At 63.4% G+C, this 19,315-nt stretch carries 11 protein-coding genes; 2 read left to right on the forward strand and 9 right to left on the reverse strand.

Translation table 11 applies throughout. The features are described from left to right. Positions 1-81: 81 nt before the first annotated feature. From GGD40_RS28025 to GGD40_RS28040, 4 genes are all read right to left on the reverse strand, one after another. Positions 82-4,980, reverse strand: coding sequence for a response regulator (locus GGD40_RS28025; protein ID WP_179747080.1), 4,899 nt, complete (start codon positions 4,978-4,980; stop codon positions 82-84). Positions 4,981-5,342: 362 nt separating this feature from the next. Continuing rightward, entirely contained in the window at positions 5,343-6,065 is a 723-nt protein-coding gene (locus tag GGD40_RS28030) for a PepSY-associated TM helix domain-containing protein (RefSeq protein WP_179745856.1), read from the reverse strand. Then, positions 6,062-6,745: a Fe2+-dependent dioxygenase gene (locus GGD40_RS28035; protein ID WP_179745857.1), complete on the reverse strand. Its 684-nt coding sequence runs from the start codon at positions 6,743-6,745 to the stop codon at positions 6,062-6,064. Before GGD40_RS28035 ends, GGD40_RS28030 begins: the two co-directional genes overlap by 4 nt. Before the next feature lie 72 nt (positions 6,746-6,817). Further along, complete coding sequence (locus GGD40_RS28040; protein ID WP_179745858.1) at positions 6,818-9,022, reverse strand: TonB-dependent receptor; 2,205 nt, start codon at positions 9,020-9,022, stop codon at positions 6,818-6,820. 455 nt (positions 9,023-9,477) lie between these two features. On the opposite strand from GGD40_RS28040, the gene GGD40_RS28045 reads away from it, so the two are divergent. Then, positions 9,478-10,473: an aldo/keto reductase gene (locus tag GGD40_RS28045; protein ID WP_179745859.1), complete on the forward strand. Its 996-nt coding sequence runs from the start codon at positions 9,478-9,480 to the stop codon at positions 10,471-10,473. Between the two features lie 24 nt (positions 10,474-10,497). On the opposite strand, the gene GGD40_RS28050 is transcribed toward GGD40_RS28045, so the two are convergent. The 5 genes from GGD40_RS28050 to GGD40_RS28070 all read right to left on the reverse strand — a co-directional run bounded on the left by GGD40_RS28050 (position 10,498) and on the right by GGD40_RS28070 (position 18,726). Further along, positions 10,498-11,067: a YbhB/YbcL family Raf kinase inhibitor-like protein gene (locus GGD40_RS28050; RefSeq protein ID WP_179711334.1), complete on the reverse strand. Its 570-nt coding sequence runs from the start codon at positions 11,065-11,067 to the stop codon at positions 10,498-10,500. A gap of 38 nt (positions 11,068-11,105) precedes the next feature. Further along, positions 11,106-11,906 (reverse strand): ROK family protein, encoded by an 801-nt coding sequence (locus GGD40_RS28055; RefSeq protein ID WP_179713929.1) that lies wholly within the window; start codon positions 11,904-11,906, stop codon positions 11,106-11,108. A 53-nt stretch (positions 11,907-11,959) separates the two neighbouring features. Next, positions 11,960-13,582 (reverse strand): glucose-6-phosphate dehydrogenase, encoded by a 1,623-nt coding sequence (gene zwf / locus GGD40_RS28060; protein WP_179745860.1) that lies wholly within the window; start codon positions 13,580-13,582, stop codon positions 11,960-11,962. Between the two features lie 245 nt (positions 13,583-13,827). Further along, positions 13,828-16,653: an MGH1-like glycoside hydrolase domain-containing protein gene (locus tag GGD40_RS28065; RefSeq protein ID WP_179711332.1), complete on the reverse strand. Its 2,826-nt coding sequence runs from the start codon at positions 16,651-16,653 to the stop codon at positions 13,828-13,830. Between the two features lie 51 nt (positions 16,654-16,704). Continuing rightward, positions 16,705-18,726 carry an amylo-alpha-1,6-glucosidase gene (locus GGD40_RS28070; RefSeq protein WP_179745861.1) on the reverse strand — a complete coding sequence of 674 codons (2,022 nt, stop codon included), beginning with the start codon at positions 18,724-18,726 and terminating at the stop codon, positions 16,705-16,707. A 210-nt stretch (positions 18,727-18,936) separates the two neighbouring features. Here GGD40_RS28070 and GGD40_RS28075 point away from each other — a divergent pair, with 210 nt between their 5' ends. After that, entirely contained in the window at positions 18,937-19,278 is a 342-nt protein-coding gene (locus tag GGD40_RS28075; protein WP_179745862.1) for a hypothetical protein, read from the forward strand. Positions 19,279-19,315: the final 37 nt, after the last annotated feature.

The following is a 19,315-nucleotide window of genomic DNA, read 5'->3' on the forward strand; positions in this document are numbered from 1 at the left end:
ATTCTAGCGCGAGCCGCCGCTTTCCCGCTGGCAGGCCGGCACGCCGGCTTGCTCTTCTGGCAAGCCCGCAGCGTCACCGGCCTAGCGCAGCGGCGTTTTCAGCGCATCGATCAGATCCAGCATTTCGTACGGCTTGCGCAGCAGCATTGCGTGCGGCAACACCTTGCGCTGTTCCGGCGTCAGCACGAGGTCGTAACCGGTCAGAAAGATCACTCGCAGATCGGGCCGTTCGCGGCACACGTCCAGCGCCAACTCCACACCCGATTTGCCCGCTAACCCCACGTCGGTCAGCATCACGTCGATCGCGTGGTCGCGCAGCAGTTGCTTCGCGTCGCGCTCGCCTTCGGCCTCCAGAATGTCGAAATCAAACGTGCGCAGCAGTTCCGCCGTGCTCACGCGGATCAGCTCGTCGTCTTCCACCAGCAGAATCCGCAGCCGCGCGTTCGCGGCAAAACTGTCGGCGCTATCCGCCGCGAGCGGCGGATCGATGTCCAGAAGATGCCGCTCCGCCTCGGCAATCTCGGCCGCTTGCGGATTCTGCGTCTGCAGCACGTAGCGGACTTTGCGCGCCAGCGCCTCGTGCGTGTAGGGCTTGCTGAGCAATTCGATGCCTTCGTCGAGCCGCCCGGAATGCACGATCGCGTTATCCGTATAGCCCGACGTGAACAGCACTGCAATCGCCGGCAGCCGCTCGCGCGCCTTGCGCGCGAGTTCGGTGCTGCGCAGCGCGCCGGGCATCACCACGTCGGTGAACAACATGTCGATCGGCACGCCGCTTTCGACGATCGCCAGCGCGCTCTGCGCGTCTTTCGCCTTCAGCACGCGATAGCCGAGATCGGACAGCATTTCGACCACCGTGGTGCGCACTTCCTCGTCGTCCTCGACCGCCAGGATCGTTTCCGTGCCGCCCTTTGCCGGGCCGGCGTCGATATTGGTTTCGAGGTCCTCTTCCTGGCGCACGCGCGGCAGATAAACGCGAATGGTCGTGCCGTGCCCTTCTTCGCTATAGATCTTCACGTGGCCGCCGGACTGCTTGACGAAGCCGTACACCATGCTCAGGCCCAGGCCGGTGCCCTGACCTTCGGGCTTGGTCGTGAAAAACGGCTCGAAGACGCGCTCGCGGATTTCCGGCGACATCCCCGCGCCGGTATCCGTGACCGCAAGCATCACGTACTGGCCCGGTGTGACCTCGGCGTTACGCTTGGCGTACGCGTCGTCGAGCGCGGCGTTGCCGGCTTCGATCGTCAGCTTGCCGTGGCCGCTCATCGCGTCGCGTGCATTGATCGCGAGATTGAGCAGCGCGTTTTCGACCTGGAACGGATCGACCAGCGTGTTCCACAAGCCGCCCGACACGATGGTTTCAATCTCGACGCCGTCGCCGAGCGCGCGCCGCAGCATGTCGTCGAGTCCACGCACGAAGCGGCCGAGATTGACGACCTTAGGCGCGAGCGGCTGACGCCGTCCGAACGCCAGCAATTGCGACGAAAGATTCGCGCCGCGCGCCACGCCCGCCAGCGCATTGCGCACGCGTTGCTCGGCTTTCTCCGCGCCCGCGACGTCTTTCGCGAGCAGTTGCAGATTGCCGCCGATCACCTGCAGCAGATTGTTGAAGTCATGCGCGACGCCGCCCGTGAGCTTGCCGATCGCCTCCATCTTCTGCGCCATGCGCAACGCTTCTTCGGCGTGACGCAGCGCCTCGGTGGTTTCCTTGTCGGCGGTGACGTCGCGGCCCACGCCGTGAATCCGCGCGGTGTCGGGATCGAGCGCGAGTGTCCACGCGACCCAGCGCCAGCTGCCGTCGATCCGCTTGAAGCGGTTCTCGTAGCGCACCGGCACGCCGGTGCGGCGCAATTCGGCCAGATGCGCGGCGACGACGTCGACGTCGTCCGGATGCACCAGATCGACGTACGAGCGCGACAGCAGCCAGTGCTTGTTGTGACCGAGCGCCGTGCTCCACGACGGACTCACGCGCTGCAGGCGGCCTTCTATATCGGCCACCACCAGCAGATCCTCGCTCAACTCCCACAGACGATCGCGGTCCGCCACCGTTTCGATCACGCGGCGTTCCAGCGTCTCGTTCAGATCGCTTAGCGCGTTCTGCGCCTTGGTGCGCTCGGCGATCTCGGTTTGCGCGGCCTGATAGAGGCGTGCGTTGTCGATTGCAATCGCCGCCTGCGCGGCGATGCCGGTGACGATCCGCTCGGCGCGTTCGGTGAACACGCCGGGCTCCGGGTGGCCGAAGAACAACCCGCCCACCACTTCGCCGCCACGCGACTGCACCGGTACGGCCAGATAGCTGCGCACCTTCAGATGGCCTTCCGGCATGCCGCTATGCGGCGCGTTGTGGCCGTAGCGCGGGTCATGCGTGATGTCGTTGACGCGCACGATCCCCGCGCCGCTGAACGTGGGCGCGAACACCGCCGTGTTGCGCGGCATCGGAAAGCGGTCGAAGGTTTCTTTCGGCACGCCGGACAGCGTGTAAAGCGTGTAGCTGCCGCCGTGGTCGTCGAGGACGTTGTAGAAGAACGAGCCGAACGCGGCGCCGGTGAGTTCGGTGGCCGCGTCGGTCACGATCTGCACCGCGCGGCTCAGATCGAGTTCGGCCGCGACCGTCGAGCCCACGCGATTGAGAATCTCCAGCGTGCGCGATTCCTCGCGCAGCTTCATCTCGGTCTCGCGACGCAAGCGGGCCAGTTGCAAGTTGCCGGCCACGCGGGCCAGCAATTCACGGGCGGAAAACGGCTTGGTCAGATAGTCGTCGGCACCGTGCTCGATACCGTCGACGCGCGATTCTTCCCCGGCGCGAGCGGACAGCATCAGCACCGGCGTCTCGCGCAACACGGGATCGGCGCGCAGTTCACGCAGCAGGCCGAAACCGTCGAGGCGCGGCATCATCACGTCGGACAGCACCAGATCCGGCGGCGCCGCGCGCGCGGCGTCGAGCGCGGCCTGGCCGTCGGCGGCGAGCTGCACGTCGTGGCCTGCCGCGCGCAGAATCCGGCTCATGTACTCGCGCAGATCTGAGTTATCGTCGACCACGAGCAGACGCGCGGCAGTCGCCTGCGCCGCGCCGGAACCTGCTGTGTCGCCGTGCCCGGTTGCGGCAACCGGCGCATCCGCGAGAATTTCGTTCTCCGGACTCCAGCGCAAAGCCGCGTCGACATACGTGCGCGCGTGCTGGCTCATCGCGGCATGCACGGCTTCGTCTTTGACCTGAGTCGGCATGGCGCCGCGCGGCAGCGTGACCGTGAAGCACGCGCCTTCGCCGAGCACGCTGTCCACTTGCACCGTGCCGCCATGCAGCTTGACCAGCTCCTGCACCATCGCGAGCCCAATGCCGCTGCCTTCCACCGAACGGCCCGGCGCACCCGCCACGCGATGAAAGCGCTCGAACAGGCGCGGCACTTCTTCTTCCGCAATGCCGATGCCGGTGTCCGTCACGCTGATCGCGACACCTTCGTCGTCGATCGCGCGTACCGTCACCCGGATCGTGCCGAAGAACGTGAACTTGTACGCGTTCGACAGCAGGTTCATCACGACCTTTTCCCACATCTCGCGGTCGAGTTGCACGACCACGGGCGCGGCAGGAATCTCCATCTCGAGCCGTAGGCCAGCCGCCTCGATCGCGGACCGGAACAGCGACGCGAGTTCAGCCGTGAACGCGGCGACATCGGTAGGCTGCGGACGACTCTGAATGCGCCCTGCCTCGATCCGCGAAAAATCCAGTAGCGCGTTGACCAGCTTCAGCAGACGCAAGCCGTTGCGATGCGTGATCTCGATCAGCGCGCGGTCGTCGATCTCGTTGCTGCTGCCGGGCGCTGCGTTTGCGCCGCTTGCCTCCCGTGGCGGTCTGGCGAGCAATTCTTCGAGCGGACCGAGCATCAGCGTCAGCGGCGTACGGAATTCGTGACTGATGTTGGAGAAGAACGTGGTCTTCGCGCGATCGATTTCGGCCAACGCCTCCGCGCGCCGCCGCTCTTCTGCATAGGCCTGCGCGTAACCGATCGCCGCGCCGATCTGGCCGGCGGTCAGGTTCAGAAAGCCGCGGTAAGCGTCGTCGAACAGGCGGCAAGGATTCAGACCGGCAATCAGCACCACGGCTTGCGTCGTTTCGCTGCCCGGCGATACGGGCAAAATCACGGCCTGCTCGGGCGCGATATGCCACGGACCGCGCGGCGCCTCGGTGCCGAAACGCTGAGTCAAGCCGCGCACCATTTGCGGGACCTGGATCTTCAATACGTCGGCGACGGGCCACGCCAATTGATCGCCGAGACTCAGGGATGCCGGCGCCATGGGATGACCCGGCTCGATGCCACTCGACGCGACGAGCGTGACCGACTCGCTGCCGGGTTCGGCGGCGTACAGCAACGCGAAAGGCAGATCTTGCGGATTGGTCTTCAACGCACGCGCGCTCAGTTCGCACGCCTCGCGCCAGTCGCGGCCGTCGGGACTGATGGCCGCCAGTTCCTTCAATAGCGCCAGTTGGCGTTCGCCGACCACGCGCAGCGTGTCGTCGCTATTGGCGCAGAGGATCCCGCCGGGCTCGCCGTCGTCGCCGGGAATCGGGCTGTACGAGAACGTGTAATAGGTTTCCTCGGGGAAGCCGTTGCGCTCCATGATGAGGAACTGCTGTTCGACGAAGATGCCTTCGGTGCCCGTCATCGCGGTGTTCAGCAACGGCTCGATCTCGGTCCAGATTTCGCGCCACACCACACGGGCAGGCTGACCGAGCGCCACCGGATGCTTGCCGCCGATGATCGACTTGTACGGGTCGTTGTAAAACTTGATGAGCTCGTCGCCCCAGCCGATCCAGATGGGTTGCCGCGAAGTCAGCATGATGCGGATCGCGAGCTTCAGCCCTTGCGGCCAGTTCTCCGGCGCGCCGAGCGCCGTCTGGGTCCAGTCGTAGGCGCGAATGAGCGCGCCGAGTTCGCCGCCGCCGGACAAAAACGGCGGAACGGTTTGGGGAGTCAACGGCATATCCGACGAGAAACTGTCCGGCTCTTTCAACGCAATCTCCTCGACGCGGCGGTGTCACGATCGTGCGGCGCCCCATTGCGGAACGGATACCCGAGACGATGGACGGCGGGTGCAAAACGGCGCAATTGTGCTAGCGCGATTCTCGCACGTCGCGAGCCGTCGGCGGAAGTCGGAAGGGCGCGTCAACGCCTGAAGCAGCGGGGTTTTCGCGTCCCGGCGCAGGCCGTTGGACGGCACACTTCGCAAGGACGAAAGAAAGGGACGGTTGGCGGCAAATTGCCGGTAAAACGTACTTCAACGACTCGCACGGGCAAGGCGATCTTCCCGACCGAATCCTTGCCCACCGCGTCGTGAAATCAGACCTACAGCAGCCCCACGCAAACCGCCGCGACGATCGATCCGAGCACCAGCACAGCGCCCACCGTCTTGCGTTTGTTCAGCTCGGTCCAGAGCAGTACGCCGGTCAGCGACAGCAGAATGATGCTGCCCGCCAGCGTATCGATCAGCAGTACCCAGCCGACGCTCAAGCCGACACCCTTGTGCAGATTCGTCAGCATCGCGAGAAACGTGTTGTCGCTGCGCTTGACCGTCACGTAGCCGTTGCCGACCCAGTACTCGGCCGACGTGTTTTCATGCGGCGACGCGAAATTGAGCTGCCAATGCTCGGGCTGCACAACGCTGCGATCGCCCCACGCGACCGGATGCGACGGCTCTTTCTGCACGCGTCCCGGCGTGCCGGTCAGCTTCAATTCGTGCTTCAGCCATTTGCCCAGCTCGCGCGGCGTTTCCGGCGCGGGTTGCGGCAACGGCACTTGCATCGTCGACACTTGCGGCTCACCGGTCGAGACTTTCAACGGCCCGCCGCGATGATTCAGCAAAAAGCCCGTGGTGCCGAACAACAGACCCAGCGCCGCGCCCCACAGGCCGATCCAGCCGTGCACCTTGCGCAGCCATTTGACGAAGGTGGCGCGGCGCGAGCGCTGCTGCCGCGCCTTCAGTTCGCTGTCGCCGAGCCGTTGCGGTTCGCGCGTGGCTGAGTCGAGGCCCGTGGCCGGTTGAAGGTCGATTGCCTCGGGTACGCTCACGTTTCGCTCCAGGTACGCAACAGGTTGTGATAACAGCCGACGAGGCTGCGGCGCGCCGCATCGTCGGCACGGGTGGCATTGAGACGTTGAATCGCGGTGTCCATGTCGAACAGCAGCGCGCGCTGCGTGTCGCTGCGCACGAGGCTTTGCACCCAGAAGAAACTGGCGAGCCGCGCTCCACGCGTGACCGGCGTCACCTGATGCAGACTCGTGGCCGGATAGACGATCATGTCGCCGGCCGGCAGCTTCACCTGCTGCACGCCGTAGGTGTCTTCGATCACCAGTTCGCCGCCGTCGTATTCATCGGGCTCGGAAATGAACAGCGTCACCGAGACGTCGGTGCGCAGCTTCACGCCGTTGGGCAACACGCGCACCGCACCGTCGACGTGACTGCCGAACGTCATGCCGCTTTCGTAACGATTGAAAAGCGGCGGGTACGCCTGGTTCGGCAGCACCGCGCTGATAAACAGCGGATGCCGTTCGACCGCCGCGAGAATCACGTCGCCGAGTTCGCGCGCCAGCGGCGTGTGCTCGGCGATCTGCTGGTTACGCTTGACCGGCGCGCCCTGATAGCCGGCGGTCGCGCGACCGTCGACCCAGGCGTCGCCGGCCTGATCGAGCCGCTCGCGCACGAAGCGCAACTGCTCGGCGTTCAGTACATTCGAAATCTGCAGCAACATAACTATTTCCTTGGCGTGGGCTTGCCGTTCGCGATCGAAACCGGCAAGCCTAACGCAACCGTTCGGCTTACATCAGAAGCGGTAGTCGAACGTGGCCAGCAGCGTACGTCCGATACCCGGCACGGAGCGGCCGCCGTCCGATTGGATCAGACCGTCGTAGTACTGCTTGTTGGTCAGGTTCAACAGGTTCAGGCGCACGTCGTATTTCTTCGCATGGTAAGCGGCGGTCGCGTCCCAGCGCGTGTAGCCCGGCACCTGAACGTAGTTCGTGTTCGACGCGTAGCGCGGCGACATATACGTCGGGCCGCCGCCAATTTCCCAATGCGGCGTGATCGCGTACGTGGTCCAGAGCGTCAGCGTATTGCGCGGCGTGTTGGCCGGCGTGTGCCCTTGCGTCCCGTCGAGCGCCTTCAGGACCACGGCGTCCATGTACGTATAGCCGCCGAAGATCTGCCACTTGTCGGTGATGTGACCGGTTACACCGGCCTGGAAGCCGTCCACGCGGATATCGCCGTCGAGTTCGTATTCGGTCGGCGAAACCTGGGTGCGGGCGTTGGTCATTTCCTCGCGGAAGAACGCCGAATTCACCGACAGATTGCCGCCGAGCAGATCCCACTTGCCGCCCACTTCATACGATTTGGTCGACTCCGGCGCCAGATTCTGCGTGAGGTTGGTGACCGTCAACGCTTCGAGCGACGGGTCGAACGACGTGCCGTACGACACGTAGTACGACTGCCAGTCGGTCGGCTGATAAATCACGCCGGCGCGAACGCTGGTGAAGAAGTTCGTCTGACTCGCGTAAGCCGGCAAGCTGACGGAGTTGTGGATCTGCGCCTGGAAGCGATCCCAACGCAAACCGCCAATCACCTTCCAGTGCTGACCCAGCGAAATGGTGTCGTTCACATAGCCGGCAATTTCGTTCGAGCCGGAGTTCGCGTAGTTGCCGACCGTCGTGGTGACCCCCGCCGGCGAGGACAGATACGCCGGATTCAGCATCGTCACGACCGGCAGATTGTTACGCGTGTAGGCCTGGTTCGAGTAGCTGTCGTGACCGAGTTCGACGCCCGCGATCAGGTCGTGCTTGATCGGGCCAGTGTCGAATTTGTATTCGACCGTGGTGTCGTTGTACAGCGAGTGGTTCTCGATCACGCGGTCGTGGCTTTGCAACTTGATGAACAGTTGCGACGGCGACAAGCTCGTGAAATTGCCGTTCACCAGCGCGGTGCTGCTGGAGAGCGGACCCGTCAGCACCGATTGCGGCGCGGTTTCGCGCGCGTCGGTCATGGAGTGCGAGAACTGCGTCTGGTTGGTCAGCGTGAGCGCGTCGGAGAACTTGTGCTTGATCGCGGCGGTGAACGTCTGCACGTCCTGGATCGTGCGGTCGGTGGTCAGGCCGTAGAAGGTGTTCTTCGGCACCGGCGACGGACGGCCGTTCAAGGCCTGCACGCCGTAGTCGGGCATGTCGTCGTTGTGCTGGATCAGCGCGGACAGCGTCACTTCGGTCGGCGTGCCGATGCCGAAACGCACTTCCGGCGCGATACCGTAGTCCTTGTTCTTCATCACGTCGCGCGTCGAGCCGAGGCTCTGGCCGAATGCGTTCAGGCGAATCGCCGCGGTGTCGGTCAGCTTGTGGTTCACGTCGACGGTGCTGCGATAGCGGTCGTCGGTGCCGATCATTTCGGTGACTTCCGCCGAATCCTTCAGGTTCGCTTTCTTGCTGACCTGGTTGATCACGCCGCCCGTGGAGCCGCGCCCGAACAACATCGACGACGGACCGTACAGCACTTCGAGTTCTTCGAGGTCGAAGGTGTCGCGGTAGTACTGGTTGCGATCGCGGAAGCCGTCGAGATAGATGTCGTTCTGCGCGGTGAAGCCGCGCAGGTTGATGTTGTTGCCGATCTGGCCGCCTTCGGCGCCGCCGATCGTCACGCCCGGCGCATTGCGCAGCGCGTCCTGGAACGACGTGGCGCCTTGCGAAGCGAGCACGTCTTTATTGATGACGGTGACCGTCTGCGGAATGTCGCGCAACGCAGTAGGCGTCTTCGCGCCGACATTCGATTTCTCCGCCTGGAAGTCCTGTTGTTCAGCCTGCGCCGCGACGCCGATGGTCGGCAAGGTGCCGCTGTCGGTGGCAGCAGTGGCGGCGCCTGCGTTTGCGGCTTTGTCGGTCGACGGCTGCGTCGTGGCTTGCGCGGCTGTCTGCGCGACGGCCGGCGTCGCAAAAGGAATGGCAAAGGCTAGCGCTAACGCGGTCGCAAGCGGCGTGTGGTTGAACATGGAAATCCCGTCGGAGGTGCACTTGCCTGATTCGCATGTCTGCGCGTGCGATCAATGACAAAGCTGCATTTGGCTGGCTGCCGGTCTCCTGGGATGAAGCAGGGATGACGGGATGGCTGGCTGATAGTTAAATGAGAATCGCTATCATTCCATACGCATAAGACGGCATCAACGTTGGCGTCTCTTACTTCGTGTAATCGGTTTATTTCTGTACGTTACGAACGTATGGATAACGTAATTTTCAACGACGCGACGAGTTTGCTTTATTACTTATTTGTAAACTCAAGACAAGGCTGAAGTAAAGCTGATCAATGCGATTGAAAGACACCCGGTATAAGTTAGCTTTCAAATAGACAACAATTCGCAAGCCCGACCGCCGACACGAAATCACGACACGGTTTATCCTTTTTGCAACACCGTCTGCCCTCACTGTTCCGTTCACTTCGGAGTTGACCATGCAATACCGCCAATTCGGCCGCACAGGGCTGAACGTTTCGCGACTCTGTCTCGGCACGATGACCTTCGGCCTGCAGACTGAAGAAGAGGCCTCGCAGCGCATTCTCGACACGGCCGCGGAGGCCGGCGTGAACTTCATCGATACGGCCAACGTGTATCCGCTCGGCGGCGGCGAGGGTCTGGCTGGACGCACAGAGGAAATCGTCGGGCGCTGGCTGAAGGGCAAGCGCGACCGCTTCATTCTCGCGACGAAGGCCGTCGGCAAGATGGGACCTGCGGCATGGGACCAAGGCGCGTCGCGCAAACATCTGCTGGATGCGATCGACGCGTCGCTGCGCCGCCTCGGCACCGACTACGTGGACCTCTATCAGCTCCACTCCGACGACGCGAACACGCCGCTCGACGAAACGCTCGAAGCGCTGGACGTGATCGTGCGATCCGGAAAGGCGCGCTATGTCGGTGTGTCGAATTTTCTCGCGTACCGGCTGGCGCGCGCGTTGGGCCGCGCCGATGTCTTACGCGTGGCGCGCTTCGTTTCGGTGCAGCCGCGCTACAACCTGCTGTTTCGCCAGATCGAGCGGGAGTTGCTGCCGCTGGCCGCCGAAGAGCATCTGGCCGTGATGCCGTATAACCCGCTCGCGGGCGGCTTGCTGACCGGCAAGCACAAGCTGGATGCAGCGCCGACCTCGGGGCGTTTCACCGAGACGGTCGGCAAGGCCGGCGCGATGTATCACGCGCGTTACTGGCATCAGCGCGAATTCGAAACGATCGAGCGCTTGCAGGCGATCGTGTCGCCGACCGGCGAGTCGTTGACGCGCGTTTCGTTGGCGTGGGTGCTGGCGAATCCGCAGATCACGTCGGCGATTATCGGCGCGAGCCGTGCGGAGCAATTGAGCGACACGCTTGCGGCGTCGGAGCTGGTGCTCGACGCGCAGATCAAAACGCAACTCGATGAGGCGAGCGTGGAATACCGGTGGGGCGACGCGGCGCGCTAGGCGCCGCGGCCTGACTTATGTGACTTATCGCCCGTAGCGCAGCACCGTGCTCGACGCGGCGAGCACATGATCCTTCATGGCCGCGAGCAACGCGTCGCGCGTCAGCCCGGCGGGCAACGCGTCGGGCGCGAGATCGAGCGCATAGACCTGCGCGATGTAGTGATGCGGCACCTCGCCGACGGGCGGACACGGACCGTAGTATCCCGGGCCGCCCGTGCGATTCGTTCCGGAGACGCTGCCGGGCGGCGAACTGCCGCCGGCACCGAGCGATGTCGTCGAAGCAGCGACGCCATACACGATCCAATGCACGATGCCCAAACCCTTCGCGCCGTCCGGATCGAAAAGGGTCACCGCGTAGCTCTTCGTGCCCGTGGGCACGTTGCGCCATTGCAGCGCCGGCGACACGTTGCCGCCGCCGCAATTGTTCGCGCTCGCGGCATGGCTCGAATCCAGCGTGCCGCCATCGGCCAGACCTGGCGAAGAAACCGCGAACGCTTCGGCCGCGCGACCATGCGTCGCTGCAAGCGCTAATGCCGCGCACACGCCCACGGAAAGCAGGCGTCGGGCGAGGTCGAAGTGGCCGTTCCGGATCATCGTGAATTCCCCTTTTTTACGCGTTCACGGCTTCAAGGTCATTTGAATCGTCCCGTCCGCGCCGTCGCTTCCGGCAACTGCCGCGTCTCGCGGAACGACTTCGGGTGCCACAAACGCGCGCCGCCTTCGATACCCGCATCGTTCGAAACGGTCGCCACGTTAGCCGGCAGATCGAACGTGAGGCGTGCCGCGTTGCCCCCGCCGATCCACAGCTTGTCGTAATTCACGAGTGCGCTGAGAATCCCGATCACTTTCTTAACGCGCCGGTTCCACGTTTTATTCCCGACTTTGTCGCGCGCGGCGTCGCCGATGTATTCGTCGTACGCGACGCCTTTCTTGCTGACCGGGTGATGAGCCAGTTCGAGATGCGGCATCAGCTCGCCGTCGCGGAACATGGCCGTGCCCGCGCCCGTGCCGAGCGTCAGCACGAACTCGAGACCATGCCCTTCGATCGCGGCGAAGCCCTGCATCTCGGCGTCGTTGATCATGCGCACCGGCAAACCGCCCAAACGCTGCGCCAACGAATCCGCCAACGGAATGTCATGCCAACCCTCCACGCCGAAATGCGGCGCGGTCAGAATGCGGTTGTTACGCACCACGCCGGGAAAGCCGATCGACATCAGCGTAGGCGGTTCCTGTTCGATCAGCGGACCGGCCAGCTTCGCCAGCGCATCCACCAGTTGATCCGGCGTACACGGATGCGGCGTCGCGACCCGTACGCGTTCGGTTTTCATCTGACCGTCGGCGTCGATAATCGCGGCCTTCAGACCGGTGCCGCCGACGTCGATCGCCAGAATCCGCTCAGTGCTGCTCTTCACTTTCGTCTTACGCGTTGCCACGGTTTTGCGTGTTGCCACGGTGTCCCCCGATTATGTTGATACGCGTGATGGAATCACTTCTTTTCGACTGGAGCCTGTTTCAATGGCCGCCAGGCGTGGCAGTCGCGCGCGAGCAGCGCGTCTGCTTCCGCCGGCCCTTCGCTACCGGACGCATAGCCATGCACGGGCATCGCGCCGCCGTCTTTCGGATGCAGCACGTCGTCTACCGCCGCCCAACTGGTTTCGATGCTGTCGGCGCGCTGGAATAGCGTCTCGTCGCCGAGCATGCAGTCATAGAGCAAGGTCTCGTAGCCGACGTTCGCGCGTTCCGCGAAGAAGTCCGCATAGTCGAACGACGACTGCACCGCGCCGACCTGCATGATCGGTCCCGGCGTCTTGACGTTGAAGTCGAAGCTCGTGCCGTGCGCCGGATCGATACGCAAGGTCAGTACGTTCGGTGTGAGCGCGTCGACAGGTGTGTCGCGGAACAGGCGGAACGGCACCGGCTTCAGTTGCACCGAGATTTCCGTGCGCCGCGCGGCCAGCCGCTTGCCGGTGCGCAGATAGAACGGCACGCCGGCCCAACGCCAGTTCTCGACGAACACCCGCGCGGCGGCGTACGTTTCCGTCGTGCTGTCGGGCGCCACGTCGGGTTCCTCGCGATAGCCAACCCCCGGAGGGCCTTTTTCGTATTGACCGAACACGACGTCGTCGACGGTCAGCGGCTGGATCGCATGCATGATGTCGGCCTTCTTGTCGCGCACGGCTTCGGCGTCGAACGAATTGGGCGGTTCCATCGCGACCATGCCGAGCAACTGGAACAGATGGTTCGGCAGCATGTCGCGGAACGCGCCGGTCTGTTCGTAGAACTTGCCGCGCCCTTCCACGCCGATCGTTTCCGCCGCGGTGATCTGCACACTGTCGATGTATTCGCGCCGCCAGATCGGTTCGAACAGCGCATTCGCGAAACGCACCGCGAGAATGCTCTGCACGGTGTCTTTGCCAAGAAAGTGATCGATGCGGTACACCTGCGATTCGTCCGCGTACGAGAGGATGTGCGCGTTCAGATCGCGCGCCGACGCGAGATCGGTGCCGAACGGTTTTTCCACGACGATGCGGCGGAAGCATCCGCCTTCGCCCTCGCCTTCTTTCAGCAGACCCGCTTTGCCGAGACGCTCGACAATCGGCTTGAAGAAACGCGAGGTGACGGCGAGATAGAAAATCACGTTGCCGCCCTGCGCCTGATCGAGCTTCTGCTTCAGCTTGGTGAAGACGTCGTCGGTTTCGAATTCGCCGGCCATGTATTCGAGGCGTTGCCCGACCCAGTCCCACGCTTTGTCGTCGAGCTTGCCGGCGTGGAAGGTGCTGGCTTTGTCGGCGGCGAACTGTTCGAGCGACGTGTGCAGATCGTCGCGCCATGCGCTCGTCTCGCGCTCGCCGTGATTCACGCCGACGATTTTCATGCCGTCGTCGAGCAGGCCATCCACGGCGAGGTTGTAGAGCGCCGGCATCAGCAGCCGTTTGGTCAGGTCGCCGCCAGCGCCGAAGATCACCAGCGTGCACGGCGGTGCGGGCCGCTTGCCGGCCGGCGACGCGGGTACGGACGGCGCGTCGTGCGGACTCACGCTGACTTTGCAGCTCGGTTCCGCAGCGGTGGCGGGGCGATTGGAAGCGGGAGTATTCGGTGTAGTCGACATGGGATTCACTCAGGAAGCCAATGGAACGGACGTGGCGGTACATGAAAGACCACGCTTGAAGCCACACAGTTCAAAAACGACTCCACAACCGGGCCGGCGCGCTGGCGTGTAGGGTTTATGTAACCTGCACGCCGGGCGTCGCGGCCCGTGGCTTGCTAGTGCTCGGTTTGCTATGGCTCGGTTTGCTATGGCTCGGTTTGCTATGGCTCGGTTTGCTATGGCTCGGTTTGCTATGGCTCGGTTTGCTACTTGCTCACTGCGGTAACGAGTGCGGGTGCGGGCTCAGGTGTTGCAGCAGGCGCAGCCTCCGTAGGGCACGCCGGTGTCGCGACCTGTGCGTTGGGCGCGGTCGGAATCGGCGCCTGGTCGCCCTCGCCGGTCAACGGCACGTTGCCCGATGCGCCCATGGCGCGCGGCTGCAGCAGCAACGCAACCAGTCCGCTCCAGCCGGTCTGATGCGAAGCGCCCACGCCGCGCCCGTTGTCGCCATGAAAGTACTCATGGAATAACACCAGATCGCGCGAATGCGGGTCGGCCTGCAACAACGGATACGCGCCCATCACCGGACGTTCGCCATCTTTGTTCTTGAGGAACAGTGTCGTGCAGCGTCGCGCGAGTTCATCGGCGATTTCGCTCAGCGAGAACTTCTGCCCCGACCCGGTCGGATACTCGACACGAAAATCGTCACCGTAATAGCGATGGAATTCGTACAGCGATTCGATCAGCAGATAGTTCATCGGCATCCAAACCGGACCCCGCCAGTTCGAATTGCCACCGAACACGCGCGAGTCCGATTCGGCCGGCAGGTATTTGACGGTAAAGCTGTCGCCGTTGTGATTGAACACGAACGGCTGGTCGCGATGAACCCGCGACAGCGCCCGCACCCCGTGATCGGACAGGAATTCGCTTTCGTCGAGCGCACGGCGCAGCAGCGCTTTCATGCGATGCCCGCGCAACAGCGAGAGCAGCAACGCATTGCTCTTGCCGGGTTCGTTCCAGCGCGAGACGAGCCGCGCCAGATCGGGGCGATGTTCGAGGAACCAGGTCAGCCGTTCGCGCAGCCCCGGCAACCCGCCATGCAGACGTTGCTCGAGCACGTGCACGGCGAACAGCGGAATCAGCCCGACGATGGACCTCAGCCGCAACGGCACGTTGCTGCCGTCGGGCAGGCGCAGCTTGTCGTAGAAGAACTCGTCTTCCGAGTCCCAGAGGCCGGTGTCGCAGCCGTCGTCGCAACTCACGGCTTCGGCGATATACAGGAAGTGCTCGAAGAACTTCACGCCAATGTCGACGAACACATGGTTCGCATAGGCGAGTTCCAGCGCGATACGCATCAGGTCGAGCGCGTACGCGGCCATCCATGCGGTGCCGTCGGCCTGATCGATATGGCCGCCGGTGGGCAGCGGCGAAGAGCGATCGAAAATGCCGACGTTGTCGAGGCCGAGAAAGCCGCCCTGGAAAATGTTGTGACCGTCGGCGTCTTTACGGTTCACCCACCACGAGAAGTTCAGCAGCAGCTTGTGGAACACGAGTTCCAGAAAGTCGCGATCCGCCTTGCCGGTGAGCGCCCGGTCGATTTCATAAACGCGCCACGCGGCCCACGCATGGACCGGCGGATTGGCGTCGCCCAATGCCCATTCGTAGGCGGGTATTTGACCGTTCGGATGCTGATAGCGGTCCTTCACCAGCAGCAGCAATTGACGTTTGGCAAACGCGGGATCGATCAGCGCAAAGGCGGCGGCGTGGAACGCCAGGTCCCATGATGCGTACCACGGGTACTCCCACTTGTCGGGCATCGACACGATGTCCGCATTGCACAGATGCCGCCAGTCGGTGTTGCGGCCTTTTTTGCGGCTCGCGGGCGGTGCGGGTTGTAGCGGATCGCCGTCGAGCCAGCGCTGCACGTCGTACTGGTAATACTGCTTCGACCACAGCATGCCTGCGAGCGCTTGACGTTGCACGAGACGCGCGTCGGGGTCGGCGATTTCGTGTTGCAGCGCGCCATAGAATTCGTCGGCCTCGGCGATGCGGTGTGCGAATACCGCGTCGGCATCGAGCAGCACGTCGTCGGGACTGGATTGCGGACGCCAGCGCATGTACACCACCGCGCGCCCGTGCGGGCCAAGTTCGATCGATGCATGCGCACCGGCTTTGGTGCCTTTGTCGCGACGCACCGCGTGTTCGTCGCCATGGACCAGGTAGTCGTTGAAGCCGTCTTTGAACGGACCCGGGGTGTCCATATTGAACAGGCGCTTGACGTTGGTGTCGTTCTCGCAGAACAGCCAGTCGACCTGCGGAGCGTCTTTCGACCAGGCCGTCACCACGATCGGATCATGGCCATGCTGATGGCCGACCAATTGCGCGTTGCCGTTGTGATCCGTGCCGGCGGTCAGCGACGGTTTGTCTTTGTTCTCTTTCCACGACCACGAATTGCGCGCCCAGATCTGCGGCAGCACATCCAGCGAAGCGGCCTGGTCCGCGCGATTATTGATCGTCACTCGCATCAGGATGTCGTCGGGCGCGTGCTTCGCGTATTCGACCTGCACGTCGAAATAGCAGCAATCGTCGAACACGCCGGTGTCGAGAATTTCATACTCCGGCATATCCGCGCCGCGGCGGCCGTTTTCCTGCACCAGGTCGTCGTACGGAAAAGCCGCGATCGGGTACTTGTAGAGCATCCGCATATACGAATGCGTGGGCGTGCCGTCGACGTAGAAGTACAACTCCTTCACGTCCTCGCCATGGTTGCCCTGCGCGTTGGTGAGGCCGAACAGGCGCTCTTTCAGGATCGGATCCTTGCGGTTCCACAGTGCGAGCGACACACACCAGCTCAGTTTGTCGTCGCCGAAACCGGCAATGCCGTCTTCGCCCCAACGGTATGCGCGGCTGCGGGCGTGGTCGTGCGGAAAGGAGTCCCACGCGGTGCCGTCCGGGCTGTAATCCTCCCGCACCGTGCCCCACTGACGCTCGCTGAGATACGGCCCCCAGCGCTGCCAGTGGGCACAATCGGCCGAATGCAGGCGTGAACCTTCAAGAGTGGCGAGCAGATTCGCAGCGCGCAGCGGTGGCATGACTCCGTCCTTGCATCAGGCTTGGCAGCGGGACACACATCGTAGCGCGGTTTACGCGCCAACGGGCTCCAGCCGGGCAAGTAGCGTGTCAATGCGCTGCAACTCGCCGAGCGACCAGGCCTGAAACGGGGTGCCGGCCGGTGCGTGGGGTGCATCGCCGTCGGCGATTTCCGATAGATGGTCGAGCCCCGCGTGATCGAGATGCGCGACCAGTGGGTCGAGAAAGCGCGTTCTGGCTTCGCTGCGGGCTTCTGTTGCAGTGCCGTGAACCCGCAACCACGCTTCGACGAATGGACCGAGCAGCCATGGCCAGACCGTGCCTTGATGGTAGGCGCCGTCGCGTGCGAGCGGCGGGCCGCCATAGTGTCCGCAATAGGCGGGATCGGACGGCGCAAGCGTTCGCAAGCCCAGCGGCGTGAGCAGGTGCGCCTCGACCTGATCGAGCACTGCGCGGGCCGCGGCGCCTTCCAGTAACGGAAACGGCAGTCCGCCTACCGCAAAAATCTGGTTTGGCCGGATCGCGCGATCGACCGTGCCTTTGACGTGGTCGACGTCGATGTTGTCGAACAGCGCTAGTGTCGACGGATCGATGAAGCGTTCGTGAAACGCTTGCAACGCCCGGTCGGCGGACGCCTGCCATTGCGGATTCCAGATTGCTGCAATGCGCAACGCGTTGATCCACAGCGCTTGTACTTCGACTGGTTTGCCGATGCGCGGCGTCACTACCCAGTCGCCAACCTTTGCATCCATCCACGTGAGCTGTACGCCGGGTACGCCGGCGTTCAGCAGGCCGTCGTCCGCCGAGGCCTGAATGCCGAAGCGTGTGCCTTTTGTGTAGCCCGCGAGGATGGCTTCGACAGCCTGTTGCAGGCGCTGCGTGGTGGCGGTGCTTGCGTGATGCGTGGCCAGATAGTCGTGGACGGCGACGATGAACCACAGCGAGGCGTCGACGGAGTTGTATTCCGGCGTGTCGCCGTAGTCAGGGAAGCGATTGGGCAACATGCCTTCGGACAATGTGCCGGACCATTCGAGCAGGATCGCTTCGGCTTCGCCGAGACGGCCCGACGCGATCAGCAAGCCGCGCATGGCGATGAACGTGTCGCGGCCCCAGTCGGTGAACCATGGAAAGCCCGCGAGGATCGTGCGGCCTTCGTTGCGTGCGACGACGTAGGCGTCGGCGGAACGCTGCAGGCGCGTGCCGAGAGCGGCGCGGCGCTGTTGTTCGATGCTTGCGAGTTCGGTTACGCGTTCGGTTGCGTGGGTGGCTGTGAGCTGTGCGGGCTGTGCGGGCTGCTGCTGCGACGGCGTGCTCGCGTTAGCAGCGCTTTCGACGCTTGCGGTGAGAATCATCACCGCTTCACCCTTCGCGAGATCGAAGCTGAACACGCCTGGCGTCGCGAGATCTTCGCTGAAATCCAAACCCCGTTCCTGCTCGCGAACGTAGCAGAAGTTGCGATACCAATCGGGCGCGTGCGTGTACGCGCCGTTCGTCGCGGCATGGATGACCGGCACGTCGCCATAGGGCTGCCAACTGACGCAAGACTGATCGTCGCTGGTTTGCGCGTTGAAGTTGAATGCCGGGTTCTCGTGATGCAACGCGTGATAGTCGCGCCCGGAAAGCAGCGGCCTGACTTTGAGCGTCAGTGCGTTAACTTCTTCAGAAGCCGTTCTTATGTCCTCCAGCCGCCAACGCAACACCGTTTCGCGCGTCGCCTTGCTAACGAACACTTCCGCTATCAGCACCCTCTGCGCGTCGAGCTCGAAGCGCCACGTCGGCCACGGCGATGTATCGAACTCGAGAACACGCGTTGTGAGGTCCGGATAGATCACATCGGGCACATAGCGCTGCATGCTCAGCGGAAACCGCTGTCCATTCGCCTCGACCCACGCTTCCACACCATTGACGAGCACCATCCTCCCGCCCGGCGCGCGCGTCGCCGTCAGCAGCAGCGCGTGATAACGGCGCGTGCGCAACGTACCCACGGTGCCCGAGGCAAAGCCGCCGAAGCCATCCGCCTCCAGCCATTCGTCTTCGAAACGCGTGATGTCGAAGGGTCGTTCGATGCGTGTCATGAAGTTATCGGTTACGCACAGCCGTCAATCGTTGGGGATGCCTCGACTGCCGGCATGTGGCGCTTCGGTGACCATTGTCCTTCTTATCACTTTCCATTTCCTTTCTAAAATCCAACGTAACTACGCAAGATTTACCACTCGCAAACGTTTCACAATTATTTCTTGAAAGGATTGGAGACTGCATCCGCTTTCACGAAACTGGATGCCGACATGAGAAGAGACAAAAGCTTTGCGAGCGTCGTTGTGAGTTCAATTGCACTACTCGCATTGACCGGTTGCGGTGCGGACGATTCCGCGTCGAACGCCGCGCCTTCAGCGTCTTCCAAGGGTATGACCGCCGCCAACGGCGACACTGCCCAGCGCGCCGCCGCCTTGCCCGCGACGCCAATCCTCAACACATCCTCAACGCTCGCCGCGAGTGCGAGTGCGAGCGCGGCCGCCGCGGCGTCCGATCCGATCGCGCGAAACATGCAAGCCAGTCTCGCCGCCGACAGCCAGCAGATCGCGCCGGTGATGCATTACGCACCCGGCGACAGCGCCACCAGCAACTAACCCGATTCAACCGGCGCGCCAGACGCGCTATTCTTCC

This window comes from Paraburkholderia bryophila, from assembly GCF_013409255.1.
Classification (GTDB): Bacteria; Pseudomonadota; Gammaproteobacteria; order Burkholderiales; family Burkholderiaceae; genus Paraburkholderia.

What these genes read in the sequence shown, in the direction of transcription:
- GGD40_RS28045 (WP_179745859.1), top strand. Translation starts at nt 9,478, where the DNA reads ATGCAATACCGCCAATTCGGCCGCACAGGGCTGAACGTTTCGCGACTC.
- GGD40_RS28025 (WP_179747080.1), bottom strand. Translation starts at nt 4,980, where the DNA reads ATGCCGTTGACTCCCCAAACCGTTCCGCCGTTTTTGTCCGGCGGCGGC.
- GGD40_RS28035 (WP_179745857.1), bottom strand. Translation starts at nt 6,745, where the DNA reads ATGTTGCTGCAGATTTCGAATGTACTGAACGCCGAGCAGTTGCGCTTC.
- zwf (WP_179745860.1), bottom strand. Translation starts at nt 13,582, where the DNA reads ATGTCGACTACACCGAATACTCCCGCTTCCAATCGCCCCGCCACCGCT.
- GGD40_RS28040 (WP_179745858.1), bottom strand. Translation starts at nt 9,022, where the DNA reads ATGTTCAACCACACGCCGCTTGCGACCGCGTTAGCGCTAGCCTTTGCC.
- GGD40_RS28070 (WP_179745861.1), bottom strand. Translation starts at nt 18,726, where the DNA reads ATGACACGCATCGAACGACCCTTCGACATCACGCGTTTCGAAGACGAA.
- GGD40_RS28075 (WP_179745862.1), top strand. Translation starts at nt 18,937, where the DNA reads ATGAGAAGAGACAAAAGCTTTGCGAGCGTCGTTGTGAGTTCAATTGCA.
- GGD40_RS28065 (WP_179711332.1), bottom strand. Translation starts at nt 16,653, where the DNA reads ATGCCACCGCTGCGCGCTGCGAATCTGCTCGCCACTCTTGAAGGTTCA.
- GGD40_RS28050 (WP_179711334.1), bottom strand. Translation starts at nt 11,067, where the DNA reads ATGATCCGGAACGGCCACTTCGACCTCGCCCGACGCCTGCTTTCCGTG.